Source organism: Salinilacustrithrix flava (assembly GCF_041228405.1).
In the GTDB taxonomy this organism is placed as follows: domain Bacteria; phylum Actinomycetota; class Acidimicrobiia; order Acidimicrobiales; family Salinilacustritrichaceae; genus Salinilacustrithrix; species Salinilacustrithrix flava.
On the sequence record NZ_CP133888.1, the window covers coordinates 3,581,278 to 3,601,366 of the forward strand.

At 73.0% G+C, this 20,089-nt stretch carries 19 protein-coding genes; 11 read left to right on the forward strand and 8 right to left on the reverse strand.

Features of this window, described 5'->3' with window-relative positions; all coding sequences use genetic code 11:
• Positions 1 to 17 precede the first annotated feature (17 nt).
• Together RGQ06_RS17575 and RGQ06_RS17580 are read left to right on the forward strand one after the other, a co-directional pair.
• Positions 18 to 605: an adenylate kinase gene (locus RGQ06_RS17575; protein ID WP_432430023.1), complete on the forward strand. Its 588-nt coding sequence runs from the start codon at positions 18 to 20 to the stop codon at positions 603 to 605.
• Entirely contained in the window at positions 602 to 991 is a 390-nt protein-coding gene (locus RGQ06_RS17580) for a hypothetical protein (protein ID WP_432430024.1), read from the forward strand. The genes RGQ06_RS17575 and RGQ06_RS17580 overlap by 4 nt, the downstream gene beginning before the upstream one ends.
• On the opposite strand, the gene RGQ06_RS17585 is transcribed toward RGQ06_RS17580, so the two are convergent.
• Together RGQ06_RS17585 and RGQ06_RS17590 are read right to left on the reverse strand one after the other, a co-directional pair.
• Complete coding sequence (locus RGQ06_RS17585; RefSeq protein WP_432430025.1) at positions 977 to 3,217, reverse strand: SpoIIE family protein phosphatase; 2,241 nt, start codon at positions 3,215 to 3,217, stop codon at positions 977 to 979. The two genes, RGQ06_RS17580 and RGQ06_RS17585, sit on opposite strands and share 15 nt — an antisense overlap.
• A 65-nt stretch (positions 3,218 to 3,282) precedes the next feature.
• Complete coding sequence (locus RGQ06_RS17590) at positions 3,283 to 4,029, reverse strand: transglycosylase family protein (RefSeq protein ID WP_432430026.1); 747 nt, start codon at positions 4,027 to 4,029, stop codon at positions 3,283 to 3,285.
• A 254-nt stretch (positions 4,030 to 4,283) separates the two neighbouring features.
• On the opposite strand from RGQ06_RS17590, the gene RGQ06_RS17595 reads away from it, so the two are divergent.
• The 4 genes from RGQ06_RS17595 to RGQ06_RS17610 are packed head-to-tail and all read left to right on the forward strand — an operon-like array spanning position 4,284 to position 9,942.
• Entirely contained in the window at positions 4,284 to 6,230 is a 1,947-nt protein-coding gene (locus RGQ06_RS17595) for an alkyl/aryl-sulfatase (RefSeq protein WP_432430027.1), read from the forward strand.
• Positions 6,227 to 7,831 carry a sulfatase gene (locus tag RGQ06_RS17600; RefSeq protein ID WP_432430028.1) on the forward strand — a complete coding sequence of 535 codons (1,605 nt, stop codon included), beginning with the start codon at positions 6,227 to 6,229 and terminating at the stop codon, positions 7,829 to 7,831. Before RGQ06_RS17595 ends, RGQ06_RS17600 begins: the two co-directional genes overlap by 4 nt.
• Positions 7,832 to 7,885: 54 nt before the next feature.
• A complete protein-coding gene (locus tag RGQ06_RS17605; protein ID WP_432430029.1) occupies positions 7,886 to 9,535 on the forward strand; it encodes an acyl-CoA mutase large subunit family protein in 1,650 nt (549 codons plus the stop codon).
• Positions 9,535 to 9,942, forward strand: a complete 408-nt coding sequence (locus RGQ06_RS17610) for a cobalamin B12-binding domain-containing protein (protein WP_432430030.1) — start codon at positions 9,535 to 9,537, stop codon at positions 9,940 to 9,942. The genes RGQ06_RS17605 and RGQ06_RS17610 overlap by 1 nt, the downstream gene beginning before the upstream one ends.
• A 25-nt stretch (positions 9,943 to 9,967) precedes the next feature.
• Here the strand turns inward: RGQ06_RS17610 and RGQ06_RS17615 are convergent, their stop codons facing one another.
• Genes RGQ06_RS17615 through RGQ06_RS17630 form a run of 4 tightly spaced genes read right to left on the reverse strand, consistent with a single transcriptional unit; the run spans position 9,968 to position 13,213 of the window.
• Positions 9,968 to 11,518 (reverse strand): polyamine aminopropyltransferase, encoded by a 1,551-nt coding sequence (locus RGQ06_RS17615; protein WP_432430031.1) that lies wholly within the window; start codon positions 11,516 to 11,518, stop codon positions 9,968 to 9,970.
• A gap of 19 nt (positions 11,519 to 11,537) precedes the next feature.
• A complete protein-coding gene (locus tag RGQ06_RS17620; RefSeq protein WP_432430032.1) occupies positions 11,538 to 11,981 on the reverse strand; it encodes a DUF350 domain-containing protein in 444 nt (147 codons plus the stop codon).
• 48 nt (positions 11,982 to 12,029) lie between these two features.
• The gene (locus RGQ06_RS17625) at positions 12,030 to 12,704 is read right to left on the reverse strand and encodes a DUF4247 domain-containing protein (protein ID WP_432430033.1); all 675 of its coding nucleotides are present in this window, start codon (positions 12,702 to 12,704) and stop codon (positions 12,030 to 12,032) included.
• Positions 12,701 to 13,213 (reverse strand): DUF2617 family protein, encoded by a 513-nt coding sequence (locus tag RGQ06_RS17630; protein ID WP_432430034.1) that lies wholly within the window; start codon positions 13,211 to 13,213, stop codon positions 12,701 to 12,703. The genes RGQ06_RS17625 and RGQ06_RS17630 overlap by 4 nt, the downstream gene beginning before the upstream one ends.
• A gap of 74 nt (positions 13,214 to 13,287) precedes the next feature.
• On the opposite strand from RGQ06_RS17630, the gene RGQ06_RS17635 reads away from it, so the two are divergent.
• Complete coding sequence (locus RGQ06_RS17635; RefSeq protein WP_432430035.1) at positions 13,288 to 13,866, forward strand: DUF4178 domain-containing protein; 579 nt, start codon at positions 13,288 to 13,290, stop codon at positions 13,864 to 13,866.
• Positions 13,867 to 13,875: 9 nt separating this feature from the next.
• On the opposite strand, the gene RGQ06_RS17640 is transcribed toward RGQ06_RS17635, so the two are convergent.
• Positions 13,876 to 15,063, reverse strand: coding sequence for a serine hydrolase domain-containing protein (locus RGQ06_RS17640; RefSeq protein ID WP_432430036.1), 1,188 nt, complete (start codon positions 15,061 to 15,063; stop codon positions 13,876 to 13,878).
• Between the two features lie 24 nt (positions 15,064 to 15,087).
• Here RGQ06_RS17640 and RGQ06_RS17645 point away from each other — a divergent pair, with 24 nt between their 5' ends.
• From RGQ06_RS17645 to RGQ06_RS17660, 4 genes are all read left to right on the forward strand, one after another.
• Entirely contained in the window at positions 15,088 to 16,140 is a 1,053-nt protein-coding gene (locus tag RGQ06_RS17645) for a phosphotransferase family protein (protein WP_432430037.1), read from the forward strand.
• 75 nt (positions 16,141 to 16,215) lie between these two features.
• Positions 16,216 to 16,824, forward strand: a complete 609-nt coding sequence (locus RGQ06_RS17650) for a TetR/AcrR family transcriptional regulator (protein ID WP_432430038.1) — start codon at positions 16,216 to 16,218, stop codon at positions 16,822 to 16,824.
• 64 nt (positions 16,825 to 16,888) lie between these two features.
• Positions 16,889 to 17,938, forward strand: coding sequence for an HpcH/HpaI aldolase/citrate lyase family protein (locus tag RGQ06_RS17655; protein ID WP_432430039.1), 1,050 nt, complete (start codon positions 16,889 to 16,891; stop codon positions 17,936 to 17,938).
• A gap of 17 nt (positions 17,939 to 17,955) precedes the next feature.
• The gene (locus tag RGQ06_RS17660) at positions 17,956 to 18,822 is read left to right on the forward strand and encodes an HpcH/HpaI aldolase/citrate lyase family protein (RefSeq protein WP_432430071.1); all 867 of its coding nucleotides are present in this window, start codon (positions 17,956 to 17,958) and stop codon (positions 18,820 to 18,822) included.
• A 42-nt stretch (positions 18,823 to 18,864) separates the two neighbouring features.
• On the opposite strand, the gene RGQ06_RS17665 is transcribed toward RGQ06_RS17660, so the two are convergent.
• Positions 18,865 to 20,049, reverse strand: a complete 1,185-nt coding sequence (locus RGQ06_RS17665) for a GAF domain-containing protein (RefSeq protein WP_432430040.1) — start codon at positions 20,047 to 20,049, stop codon at positions 18,865 to 18,867.
• Positions 20,050 to 20,089 lie beyond the last annotated feature (40 nt).

Genomic DNA, 20,089 nt, shown 5'->3' on the forward strand with positions numbered 1-20,089 from the left:
AGCCACAGGGGAAGACCGTGTTCCGAGCGTTGCTGCTCGCGCCACCCGGCGCAGGCAAGGGCACCCAGGGGCAACGCCTCGCGGACCGCCACGGCGTCCCCCACCTCGCCACCGGGGACCTCCTGCGGGACCACGTCGCCCGGGGCACCGACCTCGGCAAACAGGCCAAGTCGCACATGGACGCCGGCCGCCTCGTGCCCGACGACCTCGTCATCGACATGGTGCTGCGCAAGATCGGCGGCGACGGCACCGGCGAGATCCTCGAGGGCTTCCTCCTCGACGGCTTCCCCCGCACCCTGACCCAGGCCCGCTTCGCCTACGAGTGGGGGCTGCAGTTCAAGCGCACCTTCCACGCCGTGATCATGCTCGAGGTGCCCGAGGACGAGCTCGTCCGCCGCCTCGTGCAGCGGGGCGAGGAGCAGGGCCGCAGCGACGACACCGAGGAGGTCATCCGCGAGCGCCTGGCCGTGTACGAGGACAACACCGCTCCGCTCGTCGACTTCTACGAGTCGCGCGGCATCCTCGTCCGGGTCGACGGCACCGGCACGGTCGACGAGGTCACCGAGCGGATCGAGGCCGGCCTGGAACCGATGGTGCCGGCGTGAACCGCCAGCGCCTGGCGGGCGTCCAGCGCGCCCTCGCGGCGGTCATGGCCGTCCTCGTCCTCGTGCTCGCCCTCATGGCCGGGCGCTCGCAGCGGCTCTTCGGGACCTGGGACATCGTGGTGCACGGCTACGTCGGCAACGGACTCTTCGTGCTCGCCGTCGCCAACCTGGCCCTCGCCATCTACCGGCGGCCCTCCACCTCGCAGCTCACCGTCGCCGCCCTCATCGGCATGCTCACCTTCGCCCAGGTCGGCCTCGGCTACGTCGGGCGCGAGCAGCTCGAGGCTGCGGCCTGGCACGTCCCCAACGGGGTGCTCCTCATGGCCCTCAGCACCTACCAGTGGGCCACCCTGCAGGCTCGCCCCGCGGCCTCAGCAGCCACCTGAGCTCCGGCCCTCGAAGCGCACCACGAGGACGGCGAGGTCGTCGGTCTGGTCCTCGGCCGGCACGAGCGCCTCGACCAGCGCGTCGCTGAGCTCCTCGGGATCGAGGTCGATCAGCTCCTCGGCCACCGCCCCGAGGCGGCGGAAGCCCTGGTCGAGCGCCTCGGTGCGGCGCTCGACCAGGCCATCGGTGTAGAGCACCACGACGTCGCCGGTGGCCAGCATCCGTCGGTGCACGGGCGCGACCGCATCGGCGGCGACGCCGAGCGGGGGCAGGCAGGGCTCGTCGAGCAGCTCACGCCCGCCGGCGCCGACGACGAGCGGCGGGGGGTGCCCGGCCCGGGACCACACCAGCTCGCCGGTGCCGAGTTCGAGCACGACGCACACCACCGTCGTGCAGAACGCGTCGGGGATCGTCAGCACCTGCTGGTTGATCGCCTGGAGGATCAGTCCGGGGTCCGCGGTGAAGCGGACGATGGTCTGGAAGGCCGTGCGCAGCCGGCCCATGGCGGCTGCCGCGACCATGCCGTGGCCGACCACGTCGCCGACCACGAGCAGGACGCGGTCACCGTCGAGGAGCAGGGCGTCGTACCAGTCGCCGCCCACCGTCGCACCGTGCGTCGCCGGTCGGTAGCGGGCGGCCACGGTGGCGCCCGCCACGGTGGGCAGGGCATCGGGCAGGGCGGCCCGCTGGAACGCCACCGCGGTCTCGTGCTCGGCGTCGTAGCGACGCCCGCGCGCCAGGGCCCGGGCGGCCAGCACCCCGACCGTCTGCAGCAGGGCCTGCTCGTCGTCACCGAAGATGTGCAGCCGGGGGTAGGACACGGCCAGGACGCCGGTGACGTCCTCGGCGAGCAGGGGCAGGACGGCGAGGGCCTGGCCGTCGCCGGCGAGCTCGGTGGCCACCTCGTCGCCCTTCCACCCGAGCGGAGACGACAACCACGCCGGTTCGCGCCGGGCGAGGGCGCCCTCCACCACGGATCCCACGACGGGCACCGGTAGCGGCCGGGCCTCGACGGCGCGCCCCTCGTCCTCTCCCTCCTCGCCACCCTGGTCGCCAGCCGGTTCGCGCTCGATGACGGCGAGCCGTCCGGCCCGGTCCATGGTGGCCACCACGGCCGAGCGTGCGCCGACGGCCGCGGGCAGGTGGTCGACGAGCGCGGCAGCGACGTCGCTGCCGCTCAGGGCGCGTGCGAGGCGACCGGCGACGACCTGGACCGCTCGGCTGCGCTCCTCGTTGGTGGCGAGCAGGGCGTTGGCCCCACCGAGGCGGCGCTGGTGGCGCTCGGTCACGATGACGAGCGCAGCCATGGCGAGGATCGCGACGAGGCCGCCGGCGGCCACGAGCCACGCCAGCGCGAGGTCGGGTCCGCTGCCCGGTCCGACCAGCACCTGCCACGACCCGGACGGGACGTCGACGTCGGCGGCCGTCGCCTCCTCCGGATCCCGCAGCTCGTCGCCGGCGATGAGGGACTCCCCGTCGACCAGCGCGATGGGTGCGCCCGACACCACCGCGGTGCGGATCGACTCCTGCAGGCGCGACACGGGGATGCCGGTGGCCACGAACCCCCGGACCTCGTGGTCGCCGTCCAGCAGCGGGCGCACGACCGCGACGACCGGCCCCACCTCGCTGGGCACGTCGACGACCCCGCCCACCGCCGCGGCCCGCGTCCGCTGGGCCGCCTCGAGCACGGCGCGACGGGTCGGGTCGGCCCCGAAGTCGAACCCGACCGCGGCACCTTCGGCCACGTCGGGCTGGACGCTCAGCACCGGGTGGTGCACCGGCGTCGTGGGGGCCGGCACGAGCCGGCCCCGGTCGTCGAGGACCGTGATGTCGGCGCCGATCCGATCCTCGAACTCGGCACGCTCGTCGGCGGTGATGACGTCGATGAGGGCGAGCTGGCGCACCTCCTCGCCGCTCAGCGGATCGCTGGCGAAGGAGCGGAAGACCTCGACGTCGAGCTCGCCGTCGGGGCCGACGACGGCTGCCGCGCCGCCCAGGCCGGCAGCGACCTGGCGCACGTCGATCTCGAGCAGCGCCGCCGCGCTGCTCGCCGCTCGCCGCGCCCGGTCCTCGACCGCCTCGACGGCGCGGGCTCGGGCCAGCACGACGCCGGCGGCGGTCCCCAGGACCAGCACGACCAGGGCGAGGGAGAACAGCCAGGTCTGGGCTCGGCGCGGGGGCCGCTCGGGTCTCGTCGACGCTCGATCGCTCCCCGACCCTGCCACCGCTCGCACGGTAGTCGTGTTGCGACGCAGCGAGCGGAGCGCCGGTCAGCGGGGACCGGGGAGGGTCAACGCAGGCCGAGCTTCTCGGAGCAGTGCGGCCACGCGCCCCAGCCCTGGCGGGCCTGCAGGGTGCGCCCGAAGTCGATCTGGGTCGCCGCCGGGTGCTCGTGGGGGTAGCCGGAGCCACCGACCGACTCCCACGTCGCCAGCGCGAACTGGAGGCCGCCGTAGTACCCGTTGCCGGTGTTGATCGACCAGTTGCCGCCGGACTCGCACTGGGCGAGGTCGTACCAGACCTGGGTGCCACGGGGATCGTCGTACGCGTAGCCGCCGTCCGAGGGCTCGCTGGTGGGCGGCGGGGGCGGCGGTGCCGTGGTGGTCGTCGTGGGCGCGGCCGTGGTGGTCGGGGCCGGGCGGGGTGCCGCGGTCGTGGTCGTCGTGGCCTGGCGACGCGGGGCCTCGGTGGTCGTCGGCGCCGCCGTCGTGGTGGTGGTGGACTCGGTGTGCAGGGCCCGGGCCGTCGGCGCCTCGGTGGTCGTCGAGGTCGCGCCAGCGTCGTCGGTGTCGTCCGTCGCCGGGGCTGCGGCCGTCGTGGACGTGCTGGTCGCGGGCGCCGCCGTCGTGGAGGTCGTGGCGCCGGTGGCCTCCACCAGCGTCGTGGTCGTCTCCGACAGCAGCTCGCGCACCTCGCTCGGGGACCCGACCGATGCGGCCCGCACGTCGCCGGCGTCCGATCCGGTCGCCGCGGTCGCGGTGGTCACGTCCACGGCGTCGTCACCGCCGACGCTGACGAGCGACGCGATGGCGAGCACCAGGGCCAGGACACCGGCGAGGGAGGCCAGCCGCCGACGAGCGAAGGTGCGTGCGTCGGGCGGGCTGGGGGCGAGGTGGCGTGCGATGGGTCCGAGGGGGTCGGGGACAGGGTCGGTGCCGGCACGGGGCCGGAGGAGCGCCCGGAGGCGGTTCCGTCACGAATTCGAAACACTAGGCGCGTCATCGATTCGCAACAACTTCGAGAACGCGTGCACGAGCGCGTCCCCAGCCATCCGGATGCCACCATGCCGGCATGCAGCACCCCGGTACGGACTGGATCACCGACGCCCCCGACGACGGCACCGGCGACGCCGAACGGGCCACCCGAGGCTTCGTGGCCGGCCACCCGACCGGGATCATCGAGCGCGACGGGCGACCGATCTGGGACACGGGTCGGTACGACTTCCTCCGGGACACCCCCGAGGCGCCGAGCTCGGTGCACCCGAGCCTGTGGCGCCAGGCCCGGCTGAACTGCGTCCACGGGCTCTTCGAGGTGCAGGCCCCCGACGCCGACGGGCGGGGCGGCGTGTGGCAGGCGCGGGGCTACGACCTGTCCAACATCACCTTCATCGCCGGCGACACCGGCTGGATCGTCATCGACCCCCTCACCGCCGCCGAGACCGCGGCCGCCGGGCTGGCCCTGGCCAACGAGCACCTCGGCGAGCGGCCGGTCGTCGCCGTCATCTACACCCACTCCCACATCGACCACTTCGGCGGGGTCGAGGGCGTGACCACGGCGGAGGACGTCGCCGCCGGTCGCTGCCAGGTCCTGGCGCCGGCGGGGTTCCTCCAGGAGGCGGTGAGCGAGAACGTGATCGCGGGGCCGGCGATGGTCCGGCGCGCCATGTACATGTACGGGCCGCTGCTGCCGGTCGGGCCCGAGGGCCAGGTCGACGCCGGCCTGGGCAAGGCCACGCCGCTCGGCACGGTCGGGCTCATCCCCCCGACCGAGGAGATCCACGAGACCGGCACCGAGCGCGTGCTCGACGGCGTGCGGATCGTGTTCCAGCTCACGCCGGGCACGGAGGCGCCGGCGGAGATGAACTTCCACTTCCCCGACCTGCGGCTGCTGTGCATGGCCGAGAACTGCACCCACACGATGCACAACCTGTACACGCTGCGCGGCGCCCAGGTGCGGGACTCGCTGGCGTGGAGCCGCTACATCAACGAGTCCATCGATCTGTTCGCCGACGTCACCGACACCTGCTTCGCCAGCCACCACTGGCCCCGCTTCGGCGCCGACGACGTCCGGACGTTCCTCGTCCAGCAGCGCGACCTCTACCGCTGGCTGCACGACCAGACGATGCGCCTGGCCAACCACGGCCTGACCGCGGCCGAGATCGCGGAGCAGCTCGACCGGGAGTCCTTCGCCGACCTCGACGACCTCGCCGGCGAGCACCACGTGCGGGGCTACTACGGCACGGTCAACCACAACGTGAAGGCGGTGTACCAGCGCTACCTGGGCTGGTTCGACGGCAACCCGGCCAACCTGCACCCCCTCCCCCCGGTGGAGACCGCCACCCGCACGGTCGAGTGGATGGGCGGCGCCGACGCCGTCCTCGCCAGGGCCCGGGACGTTCTGGACGGGGCCGGGGGACCCCCGGCGGGTGAACTTCTGGCAGCGGCTGCGGAACACGAGGACCTGCGCTGGCTGGCCCAGGTGCTGAACCAGGTCGTGTTCAGCGACCCGGAGCGGGCCGACGCCCGGGAGCTGCAGGCCGAGGTGCTGGAGCGGCTGGGCTTCGCGTCCGAGTCGGCACCGTGGCGCAACTTCTACCTGACCGGCGCCCAGGAGCTGCGCACCGGCACCTTCGACCTGGGTGACGCGTCGCTCGGCGGGTTCGCGCCCGGCATGACCACCTCGATGCTGTTCGACGCCCTCGGCGTGCGCCTCCGCCCGGACGCGCTCGCCGGCTTCGGCTGCACCATCGAGTGGACGCTCACCGACCGGGACGAGGTGCACGTCATGGGCATCTCCAACCGCACCCTGTTCCACTCCCCCGGCCGGACCGCACCGGACGCCGATGCCCGCGTCACCAGCGCCTCGACGGTCCTCGTCTCCCTGGTCGACGGTGCGCTCGACCTCGACGCCGCGACGGCCGACGGGACCCTCGCCGTCGACGGCGACGTCGGCGCGCTGGCCACCATCGCCGGCGCGGTCGACACCTTCGCCCGCATGTTCCCGATCGTGACGCCGTGACCACCCCCCCGGCGAGCCGGCCCCGCAACCTCGTCGTGGTCCTGCTCGACTCCCTCAACCGCCACCACCTCGGCGCGTACGGCGGCACCGAGTTCGACACGCCGAACCTCGACCGCTTCGCCCGGGAGCGGGCCACGACGTTCACCCGCCACGTCACCGGGTCGCTGCCCTGCATGCCGGCCCGCCACGACATCCTCGTCGGATCGCTGGACTTCCTGTGGCGGTGCTGGGGTTCGATCGAGCTGTGGGAGCGGCCGATCACCGCCCAGCTGCGCGACGCCGGCGTCGTCACCCAGCTCGTCACCGACCACCCGCACCTGTTCGAGACGGACGGCGAGAACTACCACACCGACTTCTCGGGCTGGGAGTACCTGCGGGGCCACGAGGGCGACCCGTGGCGGACGTGGGCCGACCCGTCCTGGATCGGCGAGCCGTCTCGGGGCGAGGTCCGGCCGGCCGCGCCCGGCGGCTGGTTCTGGGAGCGGGCCTTCGGCCTCACCGGCCTGGAGCGGGCCTATGACACCGCCCGCACGCACCTGCGCGCCGAGGAGGACCACCCCGGTCCCCAGACCATGTCCTTCGCCGCCCGCTGGCTGCGGGAGGCCACGCCCCACCACCCCGACGGGTGGTTCCTGTTCGTCGACGAGTTCGACCCGCACGAGCCCTTCGACACCCCCGAGCCCTGGGCCTCGCGCTACCAGGACGGTCCGTGGGACGGTGACGCCCTCATCTGGCCTCCCTACGCCGACGGCGCCATCAGCAGAGGCACGCTGTCGGAGGCCGAGGGCCGCCACATCCGGGCCAACTACGGGGCCAAGGTGTCGATGATCGACCACTGGTTCGGCCGCGTCCTCGATGCCTTCGACGAGCGCGACCTGTGGGGCGACACCGCGCTCGTCGTGTGCACCGACCACGGCCACTACCTCGGCGAGCAGCGCCGGGGTCGCGACATCTGGGGCAAGCCCGCCGTCCCCCAGTTCGAGCCGCTCGGCCACACCCCCCTGCTGGCCGCGTGGCCCGGTCGCCCCGGTGGCGGCACCGTCGACGCGCTCACCACGAACGTCGACATCCACGCCACCATCGCCGACGTCTTCGGCATCGCACCGGCCGGCACCTCGCACGGCCGGTCGATGGTGCCCCTGATCGAGGGCACGGCGACCTCGATCCGCGACTGGGCGCTGGGCGGCGTGTTCGGGTCGTGGGTCCAGGTCACCGACGGGCACCGCAAGTACGCCCGGGCGCCCGAGCACGACGGCTTCCCGCTGTCGATGTGGTCGAACCGCTGGAGCACCATGCCCCTGCACGTCGCCGGGATGCAGGGCCTACCCGACCCCGACGACCGGGCGTGGCTCGACCACATGCCCGGCTCGTCCATCCCGGTGCTGCGCCAGCCGTTCCGACCGGGCGACCTCCTGCCCACCTGGGTGAGCGGCCACCGCAACGTGGGGGACCACCACCTCTACGACATCGACCTCGACCCCGAGGAGGCCGAGAACCGCACCGGCGAGACGGTCGAAGCCGAGCTGGTCGAGCTGCTCCGGACCGCGCTCGACGAGGTGGAGGCGCCGACCGAGCAGCACCAGCGCCTCGGCCTGGCCTGAGGCCGGCGTCACACCACCCCATAGGCTGGTCGCCGAGCGACGAGGGGACCATCGATGAGCGACCACAACACTGCCGGCGACGAGTACCGGGATGCCTGGCAGGCGGCCTACGAAGCGGCCCAGCTGCGCGACACCGCGTTCTCGACGATGTCGGGGGTCGAGGTCGACCCGGTGTACGGGGAGGGCCCGTACCCGGGCCAGTACCCCTACACGCGGGGCATCCACGCCTCGATGTACCGGTCGCGGCTGTGGACGATGCGGATGTTCGCCGGGTTCGGCACGGCCGAGGACACCAACGTGCGGTTCAAGGAGATCCTGCGCAACGGTGGCACGGGCCTGTCCACGGCCTTCGACATGCCCACGCTGATGGGTCGTGACTCCGACAGCGAGTGGTCGCTCGGCGAGGTCGGCCGGGCCGGCGTGGCCGTGGACACCCTCGCGGACGTGGAGGACCTGTTCGCCGACATCGACCTGTCCGGCGTGTCGACGTCGATGACGATCAACGGTCCGGCCCCGATCGTGATGGCCATGTACATCGCGGTGGCCGAGAAGACCGGTGTCGAGCGCGCCGCGCTGTCGGGCACGATCCAGAACGACATCTTGAAGGAGTACCAGGCCCAGAAGGAGTACATCTTCCCGCCCCGGCCCTCGGTGCGCCTGATCACCGATCTGATGCGGTTCACCTCGGCCGAGATGCCCCGGTGGCACCCGGTGTCGGTGTCGGGCTACCACATCCGCGAGGCCGGCTCGACCGCCGCGCAGGAGCTGGCCTTCACCCTGGCCAACGGCTTCGCCTACGTCGAGGCCGCCGTGGCCGCCGGCATCGACGTCGACGCGTTCGCCCCCCGGCTGTCGTTCTTCTTCAACGCCCACTCCGACTTCTTCGAGGAGATCGGCAAGTTCCGGGCCGCCCGGCGCATCTGGGCCCGCTGGATGAAGGATCGCTACGGCGCGAAGGACCCCAAGTCCCACATGCTGCGGTTCCACACCCAGACCGCGGGCGTATCGCTCACCGCCCAGCAGCCCCGCAACAACATCGCCCGCGTCGCCACCCAGGCCCTGTCCGCCGCGCTCGGGGGCACCCAGTCGCTGCACACCGACTCCTACGACGAGGCCCTCGCCCTGCCCACCGAGGAAGCCGCCCGCATCGCCCTGCGCACCCAGCAGATCGTGGCGCACGAGACCGGCGTGGCCAACGTGGCCGATCCCCTCGGCGGCGCCCCCTACGTGGAGTGGATGACCGACGAGATGGAGCGCCGGGCCGAGGAGGTCTTCGCCCACCTCGACCGCCTCGGCGACGGCTCCATCCTCGAGGGCGTCTACGCCGGCATCGAGGACGGCTACTTCGTGTCCGAGATCGCCGAGGCCTCCTACCGCTTCCAGCGCGAGGTCAACAGCGGCCAGCGCATCATCGTGGGCGTCAACGCCTTCACCGAGGGCAACGAGGACTCCGAGCAGAACCTCCTGCGCATCGACCCCGGCGTCGAGGACCTCCAACGCAAGCGTCTCGCCGCCGTGAAGTCCGACCGCGACGACACCGCCGTCGAGGCCGCCCTCGCCCGGGTGCGCGCCGACGCAGCCGATGCCGGCACCAACCTCATCCCCGCCCTGCTCGACGCCGTGTCCGCCTACGCCACCCTCGAGGAGGTCGTCGCCGCCCTCGAATCCGAGTTCGGCCGCTACACCGAGAAGGCCGTGATCTGATGGCCGACCCCCAGATCCGCATCGTGCTGGCCAAGCTCGGCCTCGACGGCCACGACCGGGGCCTGCGCGTCGTCACCCGCATGCTGCGCGACGCCGGCTTCGAGGTCGTCTACCTCGGCCTGCGCCAGACCACCGAGATGGTCGTCTCCGCCGCCATCCAGGAGGACGCCGACGCCGTCGGCCTCTCCCTCCACAACGCCAGCCACATGACCCTCGCCCCCCGCATGGTCCAGGCCCTGCGCGACAACGGCCTCGACATCCCCGTCATCGTCGGCGGCATCATCCCCGACGACGACATCGGCCCCCTCCACGACGCAGGCGTCGCCGCCATCCTCGGCCCCGGCGCCTCCGCCGCCGACGTCGCCCAGGCCGTGCGCGACGCCGTGGCCGGCAACGCCGCGGTCTGACCTCACCGAGCGTCGGTCGTCGGCATCAGTAGTCGAACCAGGCCCGCTGGTGCGCGTCCACGATGCGGGGCTCGAGCACCGTGGTCGGCTCCTGGTCCCGCTCGACCAGCAGGTCCGGGGGCAGCACCATCGACCCGGCCGCCACCGAGCGGTCCCAGTAGCGGGCACCGGGGGGCTCCGTCGCCGCGACGAGCGGGGCGGGACCGTCGGGCACGGCGAGGTGGAACCCCCACGTGCCGAACGACGGCACGTCGGCCAGGTACGGCGTCGACGCCCAGCCGGCCTCCTCGAGCGTGGCCGCGCACGTCCAGTACGCCGCTTGGGCGAACCAGGGTGAGCCGCACTGCACGCTGACCGTCCCGTCGGCAGCGAGCACCGACCGGGCGGCGACGAAGAGCTCCACGCTGTAGAGGCGGCCGAGCGCCGCCGTGTCCGGGTCGGGGAAGTCGGCCACGAGCACGTCGAAGGTGCGGTCCGTGCGTCGGATCCACTCGAACGCATCCGCGGTGATGACCTCGGTGCGGGGGTCGTCGCAGCCGGCCGACAGCTCGTCGAACCCCTCGATGTCGCCGACCGCGTCCGTGACCCGCGGATCCAGCTCGACCAGCGTCACCGACGCCACCTGCTCGTGGCGCAGGGCCTCGGTGACCGCCGCGCAGTCGCCGCCGCCGAGCACCAGCACGTCCAGGTCACGGCCCGGCGCGGCAGCGATCGCCGGGTGGACGAGGGCCTCGTGGTACCGGTACGAGTCGACGCTGGACAGCTGCAGGTCGCCGTCGAGGAAGAGCCGGGTGTCGCGCCGGCCGTCGCGGTGCCGGCGCTCGGTGACCACGATGTCCGAGCGGCCCCGGTCGTCCACCGCCAGGATCGGGTCGCGGTAGAGGCGCTGGCGCCCGTCGTCCACGACGGTCGGTGCCAGGACCACCATGCCGGCCAGCACCAGTGCGCCGGGCACGACCAGGGCGCCCTGGCGCAGCGGCACCCCCATCACGATCGGGACGGCTGCCGCCAGCAGGAGGTTCACCGCGGCGATCGCCATGGTCGCGCCCACGAGGCCGAGCACCGGGCGGACGGCGAACGCGAAGGCGATGGCGCCGAGGAACGCGCCGAGGTAGTCGGCCGCGGTGAGCTTGGCCACGACCGACGCGGCCCGCTGGCGGGCGAGCTGGTCGTTCAGCGCAGCGAGCAGCGGCATCTCCGCGCCGATGCAGGCCCCGATGGCGAAGGCCACCACCAGGAGCGGACCCCAGAACGTGTCGAGCGACGCCCACAGCCAGTACAGCCCCGGGGCGGCGGCGGCCCCCAGGATGGCCAGGACGACCTCGACACCGACGAAGGCGCGCACCGGCCGGCCTGCGAGGCGGCCGCCGAACGCGGCACCGGCGCCCATGCCGGCCATCGCCGCGCCGAGCACGACGGCGTTGGCCCGCTCGGTGGCACCGACGGTGACCGTGCCGAGGAGCAGGAGCGACAGCTCGTAGGCCACGCCGGCGGCGGCCAGCAGGCCGGCCACCACGAGCAGGGCGAACCGCCGGGCGCGCAGGTCCACCGGCTCGGGGAGCCGGGCGGCGCTCACGGGAGCCCCCATCGTCCGGTCAGGACAGCGCCACCGCCGCGGTGAGGGCGACCGCCAGCTCGGCGGCACCGGCCACGAGCACCCGGGGCGAGAAGCTGGGCTCGTTCACGACGTTGCGGATCCCGCCGGGGATCAGCCGATCGAGGCCCAGGAACGCGAGCACCGACACACCCAGGCTCCAGAGGGCCTGCGAGGCGGCGTACACGATGCCGTCGCCGAGCTCGTCGGGCGCCGTCCAGACCGACACGAAGACGATCGCGGCGACGGCGAGCATCTTGGCCGACACCAGGACGGCGGCGTTGATGTTGTCCCGGATCTGGGTCCGCAGGTGCCCCGGGGTCAGCACGTCGATGATCACGAACCCGACGGCGAACAGCAGCAAGGACGCGAGCGTCCACGCGGCCGCAGCCCCGACGTCGTCGAGCACCCCGTCGGTGGTGGCAGCGAGCAGCATCGTCGTCATCTCATCTCTCCTTCGCGGAAGGGGCGGGGGTGGCGGATCGCCGGGCGGTCACTTGCCGAAGCCTCCGCCGCCGCCACGGAAGCCGCCGATCCCGCCCCGGGAGCGGGCGCGGGTGTCGAAGTCGTCCAGGGTCCCGGACCAGCCCGGGAGCAGCAGGATCGACGGGAAGCGGCGGGTGGCGGCGCGGTTGTCGTCGAACACGACGACCTCGGAGCCGTCGGCCACGGGCTGGATGGCCACGGTGGCCTCCTCATAGAGCAGGAAGACCGATTCGCCGGACGAGTCCCGCTGGCTCGGCGCCCGCACGGACTGGATCTGGTCGGCGACCGCGACGGGCACGGCACCGGGCGCCGGGAACGTGGTGGTCTCCCCCGCGCCGGTGTCGGGTGGCCGCTGGTCGCGTGGTCCGGTGACCGGCAGGGCGTCGATCGAGGCGATGAGGTCGTCGGCCGACAGGTCGCTGGCGCCGATCGACCCGATGAAGGAGGACAGCAGCATGATGAAGACGACGATGGCGATGATCACGCCGATGCCGGTCGAGCCGCAGCCGCTGCACCCGGCGCCGGTGGCCATCGGGGGACGGGCCCGCGGCGTGTACTCCCAGCTCTTCCACGCATCCCACGCCCCGGGAGCGTCGGTCGGACCGTCCGAGCCGGCGGACCACCCCCGCCAGGCATCCCACGGGTCCGGCTGGTCGGGGCGGCCGCCGGGAACGTCGCTCACGGGCGCACGACCTGCGTGCGGGTCCGCACCGCGTGGGGCCCCGCGCCCGGGTACAGGTGCCAGGTCTCCCAGCCGTCGGCCTCGACCCGGACCGACGTGAGCGCGTCGCGGTGCCCGGGGAAGGAGACCACGAGCACACCCTCGCCATCGGCGCCCGATCGGAGGTCGACCGCGATGGCAGCCAGCGCCGCCGCGTCGAGGTCGGGGTGCTCGGCGCGGAACTCCAGGCGGTGGCCCCGGACCTCGTGGTCGGCTCGTGCGGGGAGGGGATCGTCCGGGGTCGGTGAGACGCACGCGACCTGCTCGGTGGCGAGGACGCCGTCGTCGTCGAGGAGGTGCACCCGGTGGGATGCCGCCAGCACCTCGACCACCACGGCGAGGCCGAGGGCGTCGAGCGTGCCGAAGAGGGTGCCGACGACGTCGAGGCCGGGCGTGCCGTGGAACCGGAGGGCCAGTCCGTCCGCCGACACGTCGGTGGTGCCGGGTCGATCGTCGAGCTGGAGGTGCAAGAACGCTCCGGTCGGGGCTGGCTGGCGGGACGGACGGTGCGCCGGCACCGTGGGGGATACGTACCATAGGCGCCGTGTTCGACCCTCGTGCTGACCTGTCCCCCGGCCGCCGCGTCCGCATCGACGGCAAGCCCGGTTCGGTGCACGGCCTGCTGGATCTGGAGGAGGAGGGCGACCGCTGGCTGGAGGCGCTCGTGCACCTGGACGAGGGCCTGGCCCTGTGGCTGTCGGTCGAGTGGATGCCCACGCCGGTCGCCACCGTCTGGCTCCCGGTCCGACCCACCGAGGTCGATGGCGGCCCCGGCGAGAAGCAGGTCCGCCTCGGCGGCACGAGCTTCGCCTTCTACGAGAACGGCACGGCCAGCTACCAGGCCACCGGCGAGACCGGCACCGAGCCGGCCGGCCGGGTCGACTACGTCGACTACGTGGCCGAGGACTCCCGGCGGGTCTCCTTCGAGCGCTACGGCGAGACCGGCGCTGGACGCCGCTCCACCATGCTCACCGGCACGTGCCCGCAGTGCGGCGCGGCCTGGCAGCCCACCTCCACCGGCCACTGCACGTCCTGCGGGGTGAACCCCACCGTCGACGTCGGCGCCTGGGGGACCTGGGAGGTCTCCATCGGCATCCCGGCCAACGACGTCAGCGCCGCCTGAGCGGCCGCCTCAGAGACAGCTCCGCAGGGCGTCGATGAGGCCGCGGCTGCGGGGGTCGTTCGACAGCCCCGAGCTCATCTTGGACATGACGTAGCCGAAGCCCACCCCGTGGTCCGGGTCGCCGAAGCCGAGCGAGCCACCGGCGCCGGGATGGCCGAAGCTGCGCTCGCCGAGTAGCGGCGAGAACGTGGACGTCAGCATGAAGCCGAGCCCGAAGCGGGTGGGCATGATCAGCACGCGGTCACGCCCGCCGCTGTGCTCCGTGGTCGCCCGCTGCAAGGTGTCCTCGTCGAGCAGGCGGACCCCGTCGACCTCGCCGACGCAGGCGGCGTACATCTTGGCCAGCGACCGCGCGTTGGTGACCCCGTTGGCCGCGGGGATCTGCGACGCCCGCACCTCGGGCAGGTTCCACGCCAGGCGACCACCGCCGAGCAGGAAGGTGCCGTCGAGCATGAGCGCCCGGTTGGTGGTGCTGTTCGGGTCGAGGAAGGCGGTGGCCAGGTCCTGCAGCAGCGGCAGGATCTCCGGGTCGAGGGAGGCCATGTCGAAGTCGTCCGCGCTCGGTCGGGACGGGACGAGCGGCACGACGCGACCCTGCTGGTCGTCGGGCAGGCCGATCCAGAAGTCGAGCCCGAGCGGGGCGGCGACCTCCTCGGCGAAGAACTGCCCGATCGGGCGCCCGTCGATGCGGCGCACGACCTCGCCCACCAGCCAGCCGTAGGTGAGGGCGTGGTAGCCGTGGGCGGTGCCGGGCTCCCACAGGGGGGCCTGGGCGGCGAGGGCCTCGACGATGGGGGTGACCTGCAGGACCTCCTCGAGCGAGGGCGGGTCGTCGACCACGGGCACGCCGGCCTGGTGGTCGAGCAGCATGGCGATCGTGGTGCCCTCCTTGCCGGCCTGGCCGTACTCGGGCCACACGTCGGTGACGAGGGCGTCGGGGTCGAGCTCGCCGCGCTGGGCCAGCAGGTTGGCGCAGACCGCGGCGGCGCCCTTGGTGGTGGAGAACACCAGCTGGAGGGCGTCGGTGCCGTAGGGGGTGCCGCTCTCGTCGGCGGTCCCGCCGACGAGGTCGACCACCAGCTCGCCCTCGACGTAGACGGCGACGCCGGCGCCGAGCTCCCCGTGGGTCTCGAAGTTGGCGGAGAAGGCGTCCCGGACGGGTTCGAAGCCGTCCGCCACATGTCCGGAGATCGTCATGCCGGGACGCTACACAGGTGGCCCATGGCACACGTGGAGGACCCGCCCGGCGTCAATCTCGAGGCGCTCCGGACCTGGATGGACGACCAGGGCCTGGGGTCGGGGCCCCTGGAGGACGTCGAGCAGCTGGCCGGCGGCACCCAGAACGTGCTCGTCCGCTTCACCCGGAGCGGTCGTGGCCACGTGCTGCGCCGGCCCCCGCTGCACAAGCGGGCGAACTCCGACGAGACGATGCGGCGCGAAGCCCGCGTGCTGGCCGCCCTGGCCGGATCCGACGTGCCCCACCCGAGCCTCATCGCCGCCTGCCCCGACACCGACGTCCTCGGCGCCGCCTTCTACCTGATGGAGCCCATCGAGGGCTTCAACCCGGCGAGCGGGCTCCCCGAGCCCCACCGCTCGGATCCGGCGATGCGCCGGGCCATGGGGTTCTCGATGGTCGATGCCATCGCCGCCCTCGCCCTCGTCGACCACGAGGCCGTGGGGCTCGGCGACTTCGGCAAGCCCGACGGCTGGCTGGAGCGCCAGGTCCCGCGGTGGCGCCACCAGCTGGACTCCTACGCCGAGCTCGACGGGTACCCGGGCCCCGACATCCCGGGCGTCGAGGAGGTCTCGGCGTGGCTGGAGCGCAACCGCCCCGCCACGTGGCACCTGGGGATCATCCACGGCGACTTCCACTTCGCCAACGTGCTGGTCCGCCCCGACGCCCCCGACCTGGCCGCCATCGTCGACTGGGAGCTGTGCACCATCGGGGACCCGCTGCTCGATCTCGGGCACCTGCTGTCCACCTGGCCGCCGGCGGACGACGGGGGCGGCGCGGGTGCGGTCGGCGCCGGGATCGACGGCCTCCCGACCAAGGCAGAGCTGGTCGCGCGCTACGCCGAGCGCACCGGGCGCGACACCGCCGACGTCGACTGGTACCACGTGCTCGCCGCCTACCGGCTCGGCATCATCCTCGAGGGCACCCACGCCCGGGCCTTCGCCGGCAAGGCCCCGAAGGAGATCGGCGACCTGCTCCACGCCACCACCGTCGGGCTCTTCGAGCGGGCCCTCGCCGTCATCCACGAGGCAGGCATCTGACCCAAGGGTGCTGAAGTGCGCACCTCGCGGATAGGGAGCACCCGTCGGCGGGCCCGATACGAGTGGATGGCGCACATGGACCAGACGACCGAAGCAGAGAGCCGTGTGGACGGGCGGACGGCGCGGCGCGACCGGAACCGCTTGGCGGTCCTGGACGCCGTCCTCGAGCTGTTCGAGGAGGGGAACCTGGATCCCGGCGTCCACGAGGTCGCCGACCGCTCCGGCGTGTCGCTGCGCTCGGTGTACCGCTACTTCGAGGACCTCGACGAGCTCATCACCGCGGCCATCGATCGTCACCTCGAGCGCACCCGACCGCTGTTCGACATCGAGCGCATCGGCGAGGGTCCCCTGCCCGAGCGCATCAACCGCTTCACCGATCGCCGGCTGCGCCTCTTCGACGCCATGCGTGTGATCTACCGGGCGTCGCGCGTGCGGGCCGCCACCGACCCCCAGGTCCAGGCCGGCCTCATGAACACCTACCAGTGGCTCGGCGAGCAGGCCCACCAGATGTTCGCCCCCGAGCTGGAGCAGCTCGACCCGCCCGACGCTCGTCGGGACGCCCGCCACACGATCGACCTGCTGACCCAGTTCGACTCCCTCGAGCACCTCCGCCACCGCTGCGGGCTCGACCGGGACGAGGCTGCTGCCTACCTGCGGCGCAGCCTCACCCGCCTGTTCGCCTGAGCGGCCCGCATCGCTCACCGAGAGGTTTCCGACGCCTCGGTGACCGACGGTACGGTCTCCCCCGATGCGCAGCCCCAAAGACTTCTTCGCTCCCCTGGCCATCGGCGCCCCGGCACCCCTGCGTGAGGTCCCGTTCCGGCCCTCGCGCAACATCCACTTCTTCCCGCCGGCGAACGAGAAGATGCGGTCGAAGGTGCCCGACATGGTCGCCACCTGCGACGTGCTGCTCGGCAACCTCGAGGACGCCGTGCCCGCCTCCGACAAGGAGGCGGCTCGCGCCGGCCTGATCGAGGTCGGCCAGTCCGTCGACTTCGGCGACACCCAGTTCTGGACCCGGGTCAACAGCCTCGACTCCCCATGGGGCCTCGACGACCTGCTCGAGATCGTGCCCGCCATCGGCGACAAGCTCGACGTCGTCATGATCCCCAAGGTCGAGGGTCCCGAGGACATCCACTACGTGGACCGCCTCCTGGCCCAGCTGGAGGCGAAGGCAGACCTCACCGAACCGCTGCTCATCCACGCCATCCTCGAGACCGCCCGCGGCGTCGCCAACGTCGAGGAGATCTGCGCAGCCTCGCCCCGCATGCAGGGCCTGTCGCTCGGTCCGGCCGACCTCGCCGCCAACCGGCGCATGAAGACCACCCGCGTCGGCGGCGGCCACCCCGGGTACCTGGTCCGCACCGACCCCACCGGCGACGACCTCGAGGCCGGTCGCACCACCTACCAGCAGGACCTGTGGCACTACACGGTGGCTCGGATGGTCGACGCCTGCGCCTCGAACGGCATCTACGCCTACTACGGGCCCTTCGGCGACATCCGTGACACGGTCGGCTGCGAGGACCAGTTCCGCAACGCCTACCTGCTCGGCTGCGTCGGCGCCTGGTCGCTGCACCCGGTGCAGATCGACATCGCCAAGAAGGTGTTCTCCCCGCCGGTCGACGACGTGGTGCACGCCAAGCGCGTCGTGGAGGCCATGGGCGACGGCACCGGTGCGGTGATGCTCGACGGGAAGATGGAGGACGACGCCTCGGTGAAGCAGTGCCTCGTCGTGCTCGACCTGGCCACCCAGCTCGCCGAGCGCGATCCCGAGCTCAAGGAGGCCTACGGACTGTGAGCGCCACCGACGCGACGCTGCGGCCCCGCCGCTCCGTCCTCTACATGCCGGGCGCCAACGAGCGGGCGCTCGAGAAGGCCAAGGGGCTCACCGCCGACGCGCTCATCCTCGACCTCGAGGACGCCGTCGCACCCGACGCCAAGGCCGAGGCCCGCGACCGCGTGTGCGCCGCCGCCTCGTCCGGTGAGTACGGCATGCGCGAGATCGCCATCCGCGCCAACGGCCTCGACACGCAGTGGCACGCCGACGACGTCGCCGCCATCGCCCAGGCCGGCCCCGACGCCATCGTCATCCCCAAGATCAACTCGGTCAAGGACGTGCGCGCCATCGAGGCCGCGCTCGAGTCCGGCGGCGCACCGGAGAGGACCAAGATCTGGGCGATGGTCGAGACGCCGATCGCCATGCTGCACGCCGAGGAGATCGCCGGCTGCTCCGAGCGCCTGACCGTGCTGGTCATGGGCACGAACGACCTGGCCAAGGAGCTGCACGCCCAGCACATCCCCGGCCGCCAACCGCTGCTCACCGGCCTCGGCCTGTGCCTGCTCGCCGCTCGGGCGACCGGCAAGGTCATCCTCGACGGCGTCTACAACGCCATCGGTGATGAGGAGGGCTTCCTCGCCGAGTGCCGCCAGGGCAAGGTCATGGGCTTCGACGGCAAGACCCTCATCCACCCGAGCCAGCTCGACCCGTGCAACGAGGTCTTCGCCCCGTCCGAGGACGAGGTCGCCTCCGCACGCGAGATCATCACCGCCTTCGAGGAGGCCGAGCGAGAGGGCCGCGGCGTGGTCACGGTGAACGGCCGGATGATCGAGAACCTCCACGTCGATCAGGCCCGCCAGACCCTGGCCCAGGCCGAGGCGATCGCCGCGCTGCAGCAGAGCTGAGGTTCTGGCAGCGACCACGGAACGGTTCTGGCAGCCGCCTCGTCACACCGGCAGGCGGATCCGGATGCTCGTCCCCTCCCCGGGGGCGGTCTCCACGGACAGCTCGCCGTCGAGCTCGGCCACCATCGCCGTGACCATGCTCAGCCCGAGGCCGAGACCGGCCACGGTCGTGGGGTTGCGGACCGAGCGCGAGAACGCCTCGCCCCGGCGGTCGAGCACGTCGTCGGGCAGGCCCGGCCCGGCGTCGCGCACCTCGAGCACGCCCTCCCCCGCCACCACCTCGGCCTCGCCGGCGTAGAGGAGCGCGTTCTCGACCAGCGCCCCCAGCGCGATCCGCACGAGACGGCCGTCGGTCGTCCACTCGAGGGCCGGATCGCAGCGGACGGTGACGAGCGACGGGTTCTCGCTCGCCTCCACCACCGCCTCGATCAGCTCACGCACCCGGACCGGACGGTGGACGGCCCTGACCTCGCCGGCGCCGAGCTCGCTCATCACGATGAGCTCCTCGATGAGGCGACCGAGCCGCCCGAGGGCCGACTCCGCCCGGTCGAGCAGCCCATCGGGGTCGGCGAGGTCCGGGTGGAGGTCGCGGTGCATGTGCAGCATGCCGGCCGCGATGGTCAACGGCGTGCGCAGCTCGTGGCTCACCAGGTTGATGAAGCCGTGCTTGAGTGCGTCCACCCGGTCCCGCTCGTGGGACTGGCGCGCGGACTCGATCGCCGTTGCGGTCTGGGCGGCGAGGCCCTCGAGCAGCATGACGTCGACGTCGTCGAAGGCGTCCGCCTCGGCGCTGTCGACCTGGAGCAGCCCGATGGGACGTCCCAGGCAGACGAGCGGCACGGCGAGGAAGCTGACCATGCCGGCGTTGGACCCGGCTCGCCGCACCTCGGGGTCGACCCGCTCGTCGACATCCAGGTCGGGGACGTAGATGGTCTCGCCGGTGGCCACGACCCGGCCCCCGATGCCGGAGCCGATCGGCAGCCGGACGTCGAGCACCTCGGGCGACACCGGCGGGTCGGACGCGGCGATGCCCACCGTGCCGCGCTCGACGAGGCTGACGCTGCCGCCCCGGAAGTCGACCAGCTCGCGCATGGCGGCGAGCACCGCCTTGAGCGTGGTGTCGAGCTCGAGGGTGGGCCCCAGCCGGTGGCTCACGCTGGCGAGGAGTCGCTGCGCCTCGGCGATGCGGACGAGTCGGGCCTCGGCCCCGCCCGATGGGCCGGTCATGGCGAGACTGTACCGGCATGTGCCGCCGGCGGTGCCAGAT